This is a genomic window from Arenimonas sp., assembly GCF_035312645.1.
Lineage (GTDB): Bacteria > Pseudomonadota > Gammaproteobacteria > Xanthomonadales > Xanthomonadaceae > Arenimonas.
Genome location: NZ_DATGBO010000054.1, coordinates 1 through 13461 on the forward strand (window position 1 = coordinate 1; position 13461 = coordinate 13461).

Sequence of the window (13461 nt, forward strand, 5' to 3'; positions counted from 1 at the left end):
CTCGATCTGTTCCGCACCGAGTACCGGCTACCTTTCCTGTCGCCGGAAATCGCCGCACCGATGGCCGCGACGGCCGAGCACCTGTTTCCGCTGTTGTTGCTGATGGGTCTGGCGACCCGGATGTCGGCGCTGGCATTGCTGGGCATGACTGCGGTGATCCAGACATTCGTCTATCCGGGAGCATGGCCGACCCATGCGTTGTGGGCGACCAGCCTGATCTATCTGGTGACGCGTGGCCCGGGCAGACTTTCCTTCGACCAGATGATCGCCCGGCACTGGCGATGAACCCCGAGCGGAACTTGGATTCGGCGAGCGATCGCCGCATCATGGACACGGCGACTCCATTCCCGGGACCTGCATCAATGAGCGAAACACTGATGCCGACGATGGAAACTGTCCCGGACAACGAAGATGGTGCGCAATGGGGCGCGTGGATGACCCGTGCGCAACAGGGCGATCGCGAGGCATACCAGGCGGTGCTGATTGCCATGACGCCGTATTTGCGTTCGATCGCGCGTCGTCTGCTCGGACAGGACCAGGATGTCGAGGATGTAGCGCAGGAAATCCTGATCGTCGTCCACGACATTCGCCATACCTACGAGCCAGGCCGGCCGTTCAAGCCGTGGCTCAGCACCATCGCCACCCGTCGATGCATCGACCAGCTGCGCCGCCGGACGCGTCGGTTGCAACACGAGATCGCCGAGGACGGCGATCTCGACGTGACTTCGTCGACTCACGACTCTCCGGAAGACCATGTTGCACGCGATCAGTCGGACCGCGAGTTGCGCGAGGCGGTCGACGGATTGCCGGGGCGCCAGCGCGAGGCGATCCGGTTGTTGCGCCTGCAGGAACTGTCGTTGAACGAAGCCGCCGCCAGAAGCGAGCAGAGTATCGGTTCGCTGAAAGTGGCCTGCCATCGCGCCATCAAGGGCCTGCAGCGTGCGCTCGCCCACAAGGAATCACCATGAGCGACACCCGTGCGTTAATCGAACAACTCGCCGGCCGTGCAAACGCGGTGCGTCCATTGCCCTCGCCGATGAAGCGAACTGTCGCATGGACCTTGGGGGCCTTCGTGTTGATCGCGGTGATGGCGGCCAGCTATGGCCTGCGCCCCGATCTCCTGGCTGCGCTTTCGCAACCGGCGCAGGCGCTGGAATGGACGGGCAGCGTGTTGACCGGGGTGTTCGCCGCGTACGCGACTTTTCAGATCAGCATCCCTGGCCGTTCGCCGTCCTGGGCCTGGTTGCCGGCACTGCCACTCGCCATGTGGCTGGGCGGAATCGGACTGGGCTGCCTGCATGATTTCGCGATTCAGGGCCCGGCGGCATTTGCCTTCCAGACGCACAGTGGCGAATGCGCGCGCGCGATCATCGCGATGAGCCTGCCGCTCGCCCTGGTGATGGCGATCATGGTTCGCCATGCCGGCGTGGTGCGACCGGCACCGACGGCGATGCTCGCGGTACTCAGTGCTGCGGCCCTGTGCTCGGCGGGCGTGAGCCTGTTCCACTCTGGAGAGAATGCCTTGATGTCGTTGGTCTGGCATTTCGGAGCGGTGACCTTGCTGTCCCTGATCAGCGTTCTTTTTGGTGGCAAGGTTTTCTCGTGGATTGGTCATGCCCGACGCGCTTGAGTAACCGTCCCTGCGAAACACCGGGCAGGGAGCCTCGCCGTTTCATTCCGGCTGCGGGGATCATTCCCGCGACGGCCTTTGCCTTCTCCGCTATGCCGCGCGCATCTCGCGCAGCACCGCCAGCAGGGTTTCGCCGTAGCGCTGCAGTTTGCTGTTGCCGACGCCGTTGATTTGCCCCAGCTCGTCGAGATTACCTGGCTTCTGCGCCGCGATCGCGCGCAGCGTGGCGTCGTGGAAAATCACGTAGGCGGGCAGGTTCTGTTCGCGCGCCAAGGTCGCGCGCAGCGCGCGCAGGGCTTCGAATACCGGCGCATCGCCGGCAGCCATCGGCAGCACAACCGCTGAACCACCACGCGTCGCGCGTTCGCCGCGGCCACGCTTCTTTTCGACATCGCGGCGTAGCAAAACCGCTCGTTCGCCACGCAGCACCGCGCGGCTGGCATCGGTGAGGCGTAGCCCGCCATAGGCTTCGGCATCGACTTCCAGCAGGCCCATCGCTACCAGTTGCCGGAATACGCCGCGCCATTGCTTGAGCTCGAGATCGGCGCCGATGCCGAACGTGCTCAGGCGATCGTGGCCAAATTGCGTCATGCGTTCGCCGGCGACACCGCGCAGGATGTCGATCAGGTGGCCGACGCCGAAACGCTGGCCGCTGCGATAGACGCAGGACAACGCTTTTTGTGCGGCGATGGTCGCGTCCCAGGTCTGCGCCGGCTCCAGGCAGTTGTCGCAATTGCCGCAGGCGTGGGCGTAGACCTCGTCGAAATTCGCCAGCAAGGTCTGCCGGCGGCAGCGCGTGGATTCGCAATAGCCAAGCAAGGTGTCGAGCTTGCGTCGCTCCAGTCGCTGGCGTTCCTCGCTGGCATCGGAACCGGCGATCATCTGCTGCAGCGTCACCACATCGCCCAGGCCATAGGCGAGCCAGGCGTCGGCGGGGTCGCCGTCACGGCCGGCGCGACCGGTTTCCTGGTAGTAGCCTTCCAGCGATTTCGGCAGGTCCATGTGCGCGACAAAACGCACGTCGGGCTTGTCGATGCCCATGCCGAAAGCGATCGTCGCCACCATCACGATGCCTTCTTCGCGCAGGAAGCGGCGCTGGTTGGCGGCGCGCGCGGTCGCCTCCATGCCGGCGTGATAAGGCAGGGCAGTGATGCCGTGGCCCTGCAGGAAAATCGCGGTCTCATCGACCTTCTTGCGCGACAGGCAATAGACGATGCCGGCCTGGTCACGATAGTCGCCGAGGAAATCGAGCAGCTGCCGGCGCGCGTTGTCTTTCTGCACGACGCGGTAGCGGATGTTGGGGCGGTCGAAGGAACTGACGAATTGCCGCGAATCCTCCAGGCGCAGGCGCTCGACGATCTCGCGCCGTGTCGGCGCATCGGCGGTCGCGGTGAGGGCGATGCGCGGCACGTTCGGCCAGCGCTCGTGCAGCAGGTTCAGTTCGCGATATTCGCGGCGGAAATCGTGGCCCCATTGCGAGACGCAATGCGCTTCGTCAATCGCGAACAGCGCGATCTCGATGCGATCGAGCAATGACAGGAAACGCGGCGTCAGCAGGCGCTCGGGCGCGACATAGAGCAGATCGATGCTGCCGGCGAGCAGACGCCGCTCGATATCGGCAGCGGCTTCGGCGCTGAGCGATGAATTGAGGAAGGCGGCATTGACGCCCAATTGCGCCAGCGTTTCGACCTGGTCCTGCATCAGCGCGATCAGCGGCGAAATCACCACGCCGGTGCCGGCGCGGATCAATGCCGGCACCTGATAGCAAAGCGATTTGCCGGCGCCGGTGGGCATCAGCACCAGGCAGTCCTGGCCGGCAATCAGGTGTTCGACGATGGCTTCCTGGTCGCCGCGGAAGCCGGCGTAGCCGAAGACGCGGTGCAGAACTTCATTGCTGCGGGAATTCATGCGCCTAGGGTAACAAACAGCGGAGCGAACGCCGCAGGAAAACACGGTGCGTCGCGTCGTTGCACGGCCGGAAACGTTATAGCTCTTCGCCGCTACCGGGCGTTGCCGCAGTTAGCCTCGCTCCTCGCCAGCGCTGAATTCAGCGCTCAGTGGGACCGGCTGCAGACGAAATCGAGCAGAACCCCGCCCATCGTGCCCGGCGCCGCAGGCAGGCCTTTCGACCGCCAATTTTTCTCGTATTCGATGGAATAGGACGAGTAGGACAGGCGCTTTCCGCAATCGACGGCGGCTTTTTCCGCATCACCCCAGTGCGAGCCTGCCGGATAGCCGTTGTCGTCCATATCGTGACTGCGCTGCTTCTCGTAGTAATAAACGAGCCCATCTTTTTGCTTGTGGATGCTGTCGACGTCAATCAGCAGGTCGTGCCCCGTGTCGGTCCAGTTTTCGGCGTGAGCACGCGGCGAAGATGCGATCAAGCCAAGGCCGATGGCGGTAATGACGACCAGGCGAATCGTGTTCATGTGCAGACCTCCCATGAGAAACCCCTTCGTGCGGTCGATCGTCCGCCAAAAAAGCCTGGCAGGCCAGTGCGGCGGTGTCGCAGATCGGCTATTGCAGCAGCGATCGCAGCATCCATGCCGTCTTTTCATGCGCCTGCATTCGCGTCGTGGCGAGATCGGCGGTGGGTTGATCGTTGGCGGCATCGGCGAGCTTGAAAGCCTCGCGCGCCGTTTTCGCGCAGGTTTCGTGGCCATTGACCAGCTGGCCGACCATGCCTTTCCAGTCCGGTACGCCGGTTTCTTCCTTGATCGAACTGAGCTTGGCGTATTGCGCGCCAGAGGCGGGCGCGGCGTGGTCGAGCGCGCGGATGCGCTCGGCGATCTCGTCCAGCGACAACCACAACTCGTTGTATTGCGCCATGAACATCGTGTGCAGCGTATTGAACATCGAGCCGGTGACGTTCCAGTGGAAACCATGCGTCTTCAGGTACAGCGTGTAGGTGTCGGCGAGCAGGTGCGATAGCCCCGTGGTGATCTGCTTGCGGTCCTTGGCGCTGATGCCGATGTCGATTTTCATGACGTGCCTCCCGGGGTGATGTGACAATTGAGCCTAGGCCCGGATTCAGCGGGCGTGAAATCGATTCTTCGAATGACCCTGATCAATCATTGCTATCGCTCATGAGCAACGCCCGCATTCCCAGCCTGCAAGCCGCCCTGACCCGCGATCACGCGCGGCTGACCCGATTGTGGGCGACGGTGAGCAAAGCGCGCGCCGACGATCAGGCCGGGCCACGAGCGAGCTTCGATCAGGCGCTGGCGGCATCGATCGCCACCGCGCGGCAACGTGCCGTGCAAGCGCCGCAGCCCGAGTTCGACAACGATCTGCCGGTAAGCCGAGAAGCCGAAACGCTGATCGATCTGATTCGAAAGCATCAAGTCGTTGTTGTCGCCGGCGAAACCGGTTCCGGCAAGACCACGCAGTTGCCGAAACTCTGTCTTGCCGCCGGCCGCGGCGTCACCGGCATGATCGGTTGTACGCAGCCGCGCCGCATCGCCGCACGTGCAGTCGCGCGCCGTGTCGCCGAAGAACTCAAGACCACGATGGGCGCCGCCGTCGGTTATCAGGTGCGCTTCACCGAAAACGTCGGCGCCGACACCTACATCAAGTTCATGACCGACGGCATCCTGCTCGCCGAGATCCAGTCCGACCGCTGGCTGTCCCGCTACGACACGATCATCGTCGACGAAGCGCACGAACGCAGCCTCAACATCGATTTCCTGCTCGGCTACCTGCGCCAGCTGGTGGAAAAGCGCCGCGACCTCAAGCTGATCATCACCTCGGCCACCATCGATACCGAGCGGTTTGCAAAACATTTCCACGGCGCACCCGTGGTCAACGTCGAAGGCCGCAGCCATCCGGTCGAGACGCGCTATCGGCCGATCGGCGAAGACCGCGTCGACGCAGCGACGAAGCCCGGAGGAAATGCCGGCGGCGACCGCGAGTCGGGTGGCGATACCGCCTCGGCGATTGTCGCTGCCGTCGATGAAATCACCCGCGAAGATCCACTCGGCGACATCCTGGTTTTCCTGCCCGGCGAGCGCGAAATCCGCGACGCCCACCTCGCTCTGGCGAAACGCAAATATCGTTCGACGGAATTGCTCGCGTTGTACGCGCGCCTGTCGGCGAAGGACCAGGACCGCGTCTTCCAGCCCGGACCGCAGCGGCGCATCGTGCTCACCACCAATGTTGCGGAAACGTCGTTGACGGTGCCGCGCATCCGTTACGTGATCGATCCCGGCCTGGCGCGTGTCAAGCGCTACTCGCCGCGGCAGAAACTCGACCGCCTGCATATCGAGCCGATTGCGCAGGCCAGCGCTGATCAGCGCAAGGGCCGCTGCGGCCGCGTCGCCGCCGGCATCTGTTACCGGTTGTACGCGCAGGCCGATTTCGAAACGCGACCGCGCTATACCGATCCGGAAATCCTGCGCGCCTCGCTGGCTGGCGTGATCCTGCGCATGCTCGCTCTGGGTCTGGGCCGAGTCGAGGACTTCCCATTCATCGATACCCCCGATCCGCGCGCGATCAGCGATGGCTGGCAGACGCTCACCGAGCTCGGCGCTGTCGACAAGGATCGCAAGCTGGTCGAGATAGGTCGGCAGATGGCGCGTCTGCCGGTCGACGTGAAGCTCGCGCGCATGCTGATCGCGGCGAAACAACACGGCGTGCTGCACGAGATGATCGTGATCGCCGCCTTCCTCGGCATCCAGGACCCGCGCGAACGCCCCAGCGATGCGCGCCAGGCGGCGGATCTTGCGCACGCGCAATTCGCCGACGGCAATTCCGAATTCCTCGGCGTGATGAAACTCTGGGACGCCTATCGCGAGGCGCACGAAGAGCTGACCCAGTCCAAGCTGCGCGGATGGTGCGAGAAGCGCTTCCTCGGCTTCCTGCGCATGCGCGAATGGCGGGAGCTGCATCGACAGTTGCTGGTGACCTGCGAGGAACTGGGCTGGGATGTGCAGGCGCGGCCGATAAGTTCGGCGGATGGCCCGGGGAGCGCGAATCAGCGCGAAAAAAAATCAAACCGTCATCCCCGCGAAGGCGGGGATCCAGTGTCTTTGCTTCGTCATGCGACACAGGCCGATTCGCAAAAGTCACTGGATGACCAGCTGACGCTGTTGAAAAGCTCTTCCCGCCTTCGCGGGGATGACGGTTTCTCTTTGGGAAGCGCGGTGAACGTCCGACCGTCGTCATCAAAAGACTCTCAACAAACACGCAACAACAGCGACACTGCCACCTACAGCGATTCCACGTACGCCCTCCTGCATCGCGCCCTGATCGCCGGCCTGCCCAGCCAGATTGGCCATCGCGGCGAAAAAGGTTTTTACGATGCGCCGCGGCAGCGCAAATTCCAGGTTTTTCCAGGCTCGGCATTGGCGAAAGCGCCACCGGCCTGGTTGCTGGTTGCGACCATGCTCGACACGCAGAAGATCTGGGGTCTGATGGGCGCGAAGATCGAGCCCGACTGGGTGATCGCCGAGCTGGCGCATCTGCTCGCGCGCAAGCATTTCGATCCGCATTGGTCGCGGGCGCAGGGTCGCGTGCTTGGCTCCGAGCAGATCAGTCTGTTCGGTCTGGTGTTGGCGCCGAAAAAGCCCGTGCATTATGGCGGTCTGTATCCGGCGGAAGCGCGCGAGATCTTCGTGCGCCAGGCCTTGCTGCCCGGCGAGATCAATACGCGCGCCACGTTTATTTCGCGCAACCTCGCCACGCTGGCGAAAGCGCAGGAAGAAGAAGCCAAGCTGCGCCGCGCCGGCCTGATCGCCGATGAAGATTGGCAGGCGCGCTGGTATCTCGATCGCCTTCCGCCGGAAATCAATTCCGTGCAGGGTCTGGACAGCTGGTACGGAAAGCTTCCGCCGGAGAAAAAGAAAGCGCTCGAATGGACGGTCGTCGACCTGTTGCCGGGCGAGGGCAGCGAGGCCGATCGCTTTCCGAAATATTTTCCGCTCGGCGATTCCCGGCTGGCGCTGCATTACCGTTTCGAGCCCGGCGCGCCCGACGACGGCGTGACGCTGGACATTCCGCTGCATCTGCTCAAGGCGCTCGACGCCGCGCGTCTGGGTTGGCTGGTGCCGGGTCTGGTCGAGGAAAAAGCCACGGAACTGATCCGCGGCCTGCCCAAGGCTCTGCGCCGCAATTACGTGCCAGCGCCGGATTTCGCGCGCGCGTTCCAGCAGGCGCATCCGCAGCCGGAAGCGGACGCGCTGGTCGGCACGCTTGCGCGTTTTCTGACGCGCACCACCGGCGCGCCGGTGACGGCGCTGGATTTCGACGAAGCCGCGCTCGATCCGCATCTGCGCATGAATCTGCGCCTGGGCGAACGCGACGGCAAGCCGCTGGCGATGTCGCGCAGCCTCGATGAATTGCGCCAGCGTTTCGGCGCCGACGCGGAGCGCGCGTTCGCCGCGCGCGCTGGCGAGCGAATCGCACGCGAAGGCCTGCTGACTTTTCCCGATGAAGCCATCCCGTTGCAGGTCGATGGCGCAGCGGGCGTTCCCGCGTATCCGGCGCTGGTCGATGAGGGCGAGTCGGTGGCGTTGCGCGTGTTCGCCGATCCGCAGGAAGCGCATGGGCAACATGTGCGCGGGCTGCATCGGCTCGCGCAGTTCGCGCTGGTCGAGAAGGTCAAGCAGGCCCGCAAGCAATTGCCGGTTTCGCCGAAACTCGGCCTGCTCTACGCGGCGATCGAATCCTCCGAACGCCTGCGCGCCGACATCGTCGACGCCGCATTGAACGCGCAGCTCGCCAGCGGTCTTGCCGAGGTGCGCGACAAGGCCGCCTTCGACGTCGGCATCGCGGCGATCGGCCGGCAGCTGTTTCCGGCGGCGATGCAGCGATTGCAACTGGCCGAGGCCATCCTCGCCGCGTATGCCGAGATCAAGCCGCGCCTGGAATCGAAACTGATCGGCTGGGCGCAGGGCAATCTCGACGACCTCAACGCGCATCTGCGCAGCCTCGTGCATCCGGGCTTTCTGCGCGAGACGCCAGCGGACTTCCTCGGCGAGTTCCCGCGCTATCTCAAGGGCCTGAAGCTGCGCGCCGAACGCGCGCTTGCCGATCCGCTCAAGGACCAGGCGCGCATGCTGGAACTGCAGCCGTTCACCACGGCGCTCGCGCGCGCGGTAGCCGCCGGCCAGGCCATGCATCCGCACTGGCAGGCTTTCCGTCACGACCTCGAGGAATTGCGCGTGCAGACCTTTGCGCAGGAGCTGGGCACCAAGCGCCCGGTCTCGCACAAGCGCCTCGCGCGGCAACTGGAAACATCGCCTGCCTGAATCCGGCCGGCAGCGCGGCACTTGTGCTGGTTGTGCCGATGCCGCTCGCGGGATAGCTTTCCGACATCGACTCCATGACGTGCCCCGTGCCGACCAACGCCCACTCTTTCTCGTTGTCCGACTGGCTGGATCGCCAGGACGCCAACGCCGTGCCCACGGCGATCGCCGCAGTGTTGCGCGCGCGATCGCAGGCGGACATGCCGCCCCTGCTCGCGCCAGTGCTCGACACGCTGCTGCGGCTGCGCGCCGACAGCGAAGTGCAACTCGCCGCGATCCTGCATCTGTGTCCGGATCTGCGCGGGAAAGTCACCGCCGAGTCGCTGAAGAAAGCACCGGGGCTGGCGCTGCTGCTCGATGGTCTGCGCGCCGCCGAACAGGTCTGGAGCCTGCATGCGCAGCGCGAAGGTCGCGGCAATGCCGAAGGACTGCGCCGGTTGTTGCTGGCGATCATCCGCGACCTGCGCGTGGTGCTGGTGTTGCTGTCGGAACAGCTCGCGCGCCTGCGCACCGCCGGCAAATCGCCGCGCGAAGAACAGATCGCCCTCGCCGAACTCACCGCCGACATCCATGCGCCGCTGGCCAATCGCCTAGGCATCTGGCAGTTGAAATGGGAACTCGAGGATCTCGCCTTTCGTTACCTGCAGCCGGAAACCTACCAGCGCATCGCCCGCCTGCTCGACGAAAAACGCGGCGGCCGCGAGCGCTTCATCGAAGAAGCCAAGCAGAAAATACGTAACCTGCTCGCCGATGCCGGCATCCATGCCGAGGTCGCGGGGCGGCCAAAACACATCTTCAGCATCTGGAAGAAGATGACGCGCAAGGGCGTTCCTTTCAGTGAGCTGTACGACATCCGCGCCGTGCGCGTGTTGGTCGACGACATCTCCGACTGCTATGCCGCGCTGGGTCTGGTGCATCAGATGTGGACGCCGGTGCCGTCGGAATTCGACGATTACATCGCCCAGCCCAAGGGCAACGATTACCGATCGCTGCATACCGCGCTGGTCGATCCGGAAGGCCGTACGCTGGAAGTGCAGATCCGCACGCAGCAGATGCACGAACATGCAGAGCTCGGTGTCGCCGCGCACTGGCGCTACAAGGAAGGTGGCAAGGCCGAGGCGAGTTTCGAGCGCAAGGTCGCATGGATGCGGCAGTTGCTTGAGGGGCGCGAGGGTGAGGACGAAGCCGCGCTGCTCGCCGGCTTCAATACCGCGCTGATCGAGGACCGCGTCTACCTGTTGACGCCGCGTGCCGAAGTCATCGATCTGCCGCAGGGCGCGACCGTGCTCGATTTCGCCTATGCGGTGCATACCGAAGTCGGTCATCGCTGCCGCGGCGCCAAGGTCAATGGCCGCATCGTGCCGCTGGATTTTCGTCCGGCCAGCGGCGACCGCGTCGAGATCATCACCAGCAAGACCGGCGAACCGCGACGCGACTGGCTGATCGCCGCGAACGGCTTCCTCGCCAGTGGCCGTGCCCGCGACAAGGTACGCGCCTGGTTCCACAAGCTCGACCGCACGCGCAACCTGCACGATGGCAAGGAATTGCTGGAAAAGGAATTGCGCCGCGTCGCGATGCTCAATGCCGATCTCGCGCCGGTGCTGGATAAGTTGCGTGTCGAGTCGATCGATGATCTTTACGTCGCGCTTGCGCTGGGCGATATCGGGCCGAGCCAGGTCAGCCGCACACTGCACGATCATGCGCAGGCCGTACTGGCTGCCGCGCAGCCGGCGAAACCTGCGGCGTCGCCAACGAAGCCCGCCGCGCGCAAACGCCCCAGCACCGACGGCAGCCGTTTCACCGTCGAAGGCGTCGGCAATCTGCTCGTGCAGCTCGCGCGCTGCTGCCAACCGGTGCCAGGCGACGCGATCATCGGCTACCTCACGCGCGGTCGCGGTGTCAGCATCCATCGCCGCAATTGCGCCAGCGGGCAGCGCCTCATCGCCACGCAACCGGAACGCCTGCTGCCGGTGAATTGGGGCGAGGCGGCGAGTTCGCGTTACGAAGTCAACGTGCTGGTCCGTGCCTACGATCGCAAGTGGCTGCTCAAGGACCTCACCAATGTCATCGCCCAGGCCGAGATAAATATTCTCGGCATGAGTTCGCGTGCTGACGAAGCGCGCGGGCTGGCCGAGGTGCAACTCGTGCTCAAGGTCCGCGACTACGAACAGCTCAGCGAACTGATCGGCAAGCTCGACGCGGTGCCGGGAGTGCAGGATGCGCGCCGCCTGGGCTGAGAAATTCCGGCGACACTGGCTTTGGTGGCTGGCGGCAGGCCTGGTCGTATTGCTGTTGGCCTTGCTGCATTGGCGGATCGCATTGAGCGAACGCCTGTTTCCGGACCCGCGCTTGAACCGGCAATTGCAGCAGGCCGACGTCGCATTGCATCGCGGTGAGCTCAGTCGCGCCGACGGTCGCGGTGCAAAGGAGCTCTACGAAGCCGCGCTGGCGATCGATCCCGACCGTCTGGTCGCGCGCCAGGGTCTGGTGCGTGTGCGCGAAGCCGCGCTTGCGCGGGCGATGGTGGATTTGCGTAGTCGTCATGCCGACGCGGCGCGCAAGGATCTTGCGCTGGCGAAAGCCTTGTCGACGCCGCAGGTGCAGTTGCAACCGCTGCAGGCACAACTGGCCGATCTGGAGAAAAACTCCGGCGAGATTCCTGCGTGGCTGACCGAGGCGGGTCGCCCAGGACAATCGGAAGCGCAGTCGCTGGCGCTTTACCAGCAAGTGTTGGCGGTGGATGTCGACAATGCCGCTGCGCTCGCCGGGCGCAGCGAACTGTTCGCGCATAGGCTCGAACGGGCGCAGGCCTTGTTGACGAGTGGCGAACTCGCCGCGGCGCAGGCGATTGTCGATGATGTCGTCGCGCACGATCCTGGTCATCTCGATCTGCCGGCGGTGCTCGCGCAACTCGGCGAAGCGCAGGCCAGCGCGCAACGCGTGCAGGCGCGCGATCTAGCACTGGCGCAGGCCGATGAACGCCGCGGCAATCTCGTCGCCGCAGCCAATCGCTACCAACATCTGTTGCAGCAGGCATCGCCGCCGCACGAGGCGGAGGATGGGCTCAATCGTTGCGCGAACCTGCTGGCGGAACGCGCACAGACGTTCGCTGGCGGCTTCGACTTCCGCCGCGCCGCCGAGGCGCTGGCGCAGGCGCGGCGCTGGTCGCCGCAGGCGAGCGGCATCGCGGTCGCCGAACGCCGCATCGCCCAGGCGCAGTTGCGCGAGGCAGCATTGGGTGCGGGTTCGCGTAGCGACAAAAAGCGCTTGCCGGCCTTGCTCGCCGATGCCTATGCGGCGATGGATCGCGAAGAATTCGTCGCGCCACCGGGCGTGAGCGCCTGGGACAAGCTACGCATCGCCAGCGCGATCGCGCCGAAAGCCGCGGCGGTCGTCAGGCTGCAAAGCGACTTCGCGAAACGCAGTGGCGCCTGCTTCGATCAGGCCTTGGGTCAGGGGCATCTGCGGCGCGCGCAATCCTGTCTGGAAGCGCGGCAACTGGCGCTGCCGACGGCGCGCGATCTCGGCAAGTCGCGGCGCGCGCTCGCCGATCTGTGGCTGGCCAATGCCGAGGAGCAGATCGCGGCCAGTGATTATCGCGCCGCGCATCAGGCGCTGGCGCAGGTGCGGGTGCTGCAGCCGCGGCATCCGCAATTGCCGGTGCTCGAACAGCGTCTGCATCGCGCCGAAGGCGCGAGCAAGCCCTAGGGCAGCGACGCGAGCAGCGGCAGGATCGCGCGGCGGGCGGTATCGCGGGAAAAATGCCGCGTGGTGTTGGCGATACCGCCGGCACGCAGGTGCTGCCAGAGCGCCTCGTCTTCGTAGAGGCGCAGGATCGTGGCGGCGAAGGTGGCGGCATCGTCGGCGACCAGCACGTCCTCGCCATCGATCAGATGCATGCCTTCGATCGCGCTGCTGCTGGCCACCACGGGCAGGCCGCGCGCGAGCGAGAAATTGATCTTGCCCTTGACGCCGGCACCGTAGCGCAGCGGTGCCACGCTCAGACGCATGCGCGCCGACAACGCATCGAGATCGGGCACGTGGCCGCGAAAAACCACGCCGTCGCGTTCGCCCAGTGCCTGGATTGCCGGCGGCGCATCGCCACCGACGATATGCAGATGAATGTCCGGGCGCTGGCGATGCACCAGCGGGAAAATTTCCTCGACCAGCCACGTCGCGGCATCGACGTTTGGCGGATGCCGGAAGCCGCCAACGAAAATCAGGTCGCGGCGTTCGTCGAAGCCGGCGGTATCGGCCTGGACTTCGTGGATGGTCGACACGATCTGGACCTCCACGTCGGGCACCAGCTCGGCCAGCAACTGCTTCTCGAACGGGCTGACTACCCAGGTGACGTCGCACTGCCGGGCCAGCTGCAGTTCGGCATCGCGCGTGCGCTGCGGTGCCTGCGCATCGTTGCCGCCTTGCTGCGCTTCGCGTTCCTCGCGCAGGAAATGCAGGTCCACGGTATCGAACACGATCAACGCGTGCGGCGCGAAGGTGCGCAGGTTGTCGAGGTGCTTCACCGCGACGTAGTGACGCGACACCACGACGACGCCGAACTCGCCGCCGCGCGCATCGAGAAAGTGC

General features: G+C 64.9%; 10 protein-coding genes. 6 read left to right on the plus strand and 4 right to left on the minus strand.

Annotated features, from left to right (window positions below):
* The 3 genes from VKM35_RS04940 to VKM35_RS04950 all read left to right on the plus strand — a co-directional run.
* On the plus strand, positions 1-285 hold a 285-nt coding region (locus VKM35_RS04940), incomplete at its 5' end, for a DoxX family protein (protein ID WP_324318966.1).
* A gap of 77 nt (positions 286-362) precedes the next feature.
* Positions 363-968 carry an RNA polymerase sigma factor gene (locus VKM35_RS04945; RefSeq protein ID WP_324318968.1) on the plus strand — a complete coding sequence of 202 codons (606 nt, stop codon included), beginning with the start codon at positions 363-365 and terminating at the stop codon, positions 966-968.
* Positions 965-1630 (plus strand): DUF1109 domain-containing protein, encoded by a 666-nt coding sequence (locus tag VKM35_RS04950; RefSeq protein ID WP_324318970.1) that lies wholly within the window; start codon positions 965-967, stop codon positions 1628-1630. Before VKM35_RS04945 ends, VKM35_RS04950 begins: the two co-directional genes overlap by 4 nt.
* A gap of 90 nt (positions 1631-1720) precedes the next feature.
* On the opposite strand, the gene recQ is transcribed toward VKM35_RS04950, so the two are convergent.
* The 3 genes from recQ to VKM35_RS04965 form a co-directional block, all read right to left on the minus strand.
* On the minus strand, positions 1721-3538 hold the full coding sequence (gene recQ / locus VKM35_RS04955; protein WP_324318972.1) for a DNA helicase RecQ: 1818 nt from the start codon (positions 3536-3538) through the stop codon (positions 1721-1723).
* 146 nt (positions 3539-3684) lie between these two features.
* Positions 3685-4059, minus strand: coding sequence for a hypothetical protein (locus tag VKM35_RS04960; protein WP_324318974.1), 375 nt, complete (start codon positions 4057-4059; stop codon positions 3685-3687).
* An 88-nt stretch (positions 4060-4147) separates the two neighbouring features.
* Positions 4148-4615 carry a Dps family protein gene (locus VKM35_RS04965; protein WP_324318975.1) on the minus strand — a complete coding sequence of 156 codons (468 nt, stop codon included), beginning with the start codon at positions 4613-4615 and terminating at the stop codon, positions 4148-4150.
* 101 nt (positions 4616-4716) lie between these two features.
* Here VKM35_RS04965 and hrpA point away from each other — a divergent pair, with 101 nt between their 5' ends.
* From hrpA to VKM35_RS04980, 3 genes are all read left to right on the plus strand, one after another.
* Positions 4717-8877 (plus strand): ATP-dependent RNA helicase HrpA, encoded by a 4161-nt coding sequence (gene hrpA / locus VKM35_RS04970; RefSeq protein ID WP_324318978.1) that lies wholly within the window; start codon positions 4717-4719, stop codon positions 8875-8877.
* Between the two features lie 74 nt (positions 8878-8951).
* Complete coding sequence (locus VKM35_RS04975; protein WP_324318980.1) at positions 8952-11111, plus strand: bifunctional (p)ppGpp synthetase/guanosine-3',5'-bis(diphosphate) 3'-pyrophosphohydrolase; 2160 nt, start codon at positions 8952-8954, stop codon at positions 11109-11111.
* On the plus strand, positions 11092-12582 hold the full coding sequence (locus VKM35_RS04980) for a hypothetical protein (protein ID WP_324318982.1): 1491 nt from the start codon (positions 11092-11094) through the stop codon (positions 12580-12582). The genes VKM35_RS04975 and VKM35_RS04980 overlap by 20 nt, the downstream gene beginning before the upstream one ends.
* Here the strand turns inward: VKM35_RS04980 and VKM35_RS04985 are convergent.
* Positions 12579-13461, minus strand: an 883-nt coding sequence (locus VKM35_RS04985) for a glycosyltransferase (RefSeq protein WP_324318984.1), incomplete at its 5' end; no start/stop codon positions are given. The genes VKM35_RS04980 and VKM35_RS04985 overlap by 4 nt on opposite strands.

Excerpts from the sequence above, each read along its gene's own strand:
- VKM35_RS04965 (WP_324318975.1), bottom strand. The coding sequence starts at position 4,615 with ATGAAAATCGACATCGGCATCAGCGCCAAGGACCGCAAGCAGATCACC.
- VKM35_RS04960 (WP_324318974.1), bottom strand. The coding sequence starts at position 4,059 with ATGAACACGATTCGCCTGGTCGTCATTACCGCCATCGGCCTTGGCTTG.
- VKM35_RS04950 (WP_324318970.1), top strand. The coding sequence starts at position 965 with ATGAGCGACACCCGTGCGTTAATCGAACAACTCGCCGGCCGTGCAAAC.
- VKM35_RS04975 (WP_324318980.1), top strand. The coding sequence starts at position 8,952 with ATGACGTGCCCCGTGCCGACCAACGCCCACTCTTTCTCGTTGTCCGAC.
- VKM35_RS04980 (WP_324318982.1), top strand. The coding sequence starts at position 11,092 with ATGCGCGCCGCCTGGGCTGAGAAATTCCGGCGACACTGGCTTTGGTGG.
- VKM35_RS04945 (WP_324318968.1), top strand. The coding sequence starts at position 363 with ATGAGCGAAACACTGATGCCGACGATGGAAACTGTCCCGGACAACGAA.
- hrpA (WP_324318978.1), top strand. The coding sequence starts at position 4,717 with ATGAGCAACGCCCGCATTCCCAGCCTGCAAGCCGCCCTGACCCGCGAT.
- recQ (WP_324318972.1), bottom strand. The coding sequence starts at position 3,538 with ATGAATTCCCGCAGCAATGAAGTTCTGCACCGCGTCTTCGGCTACGCC.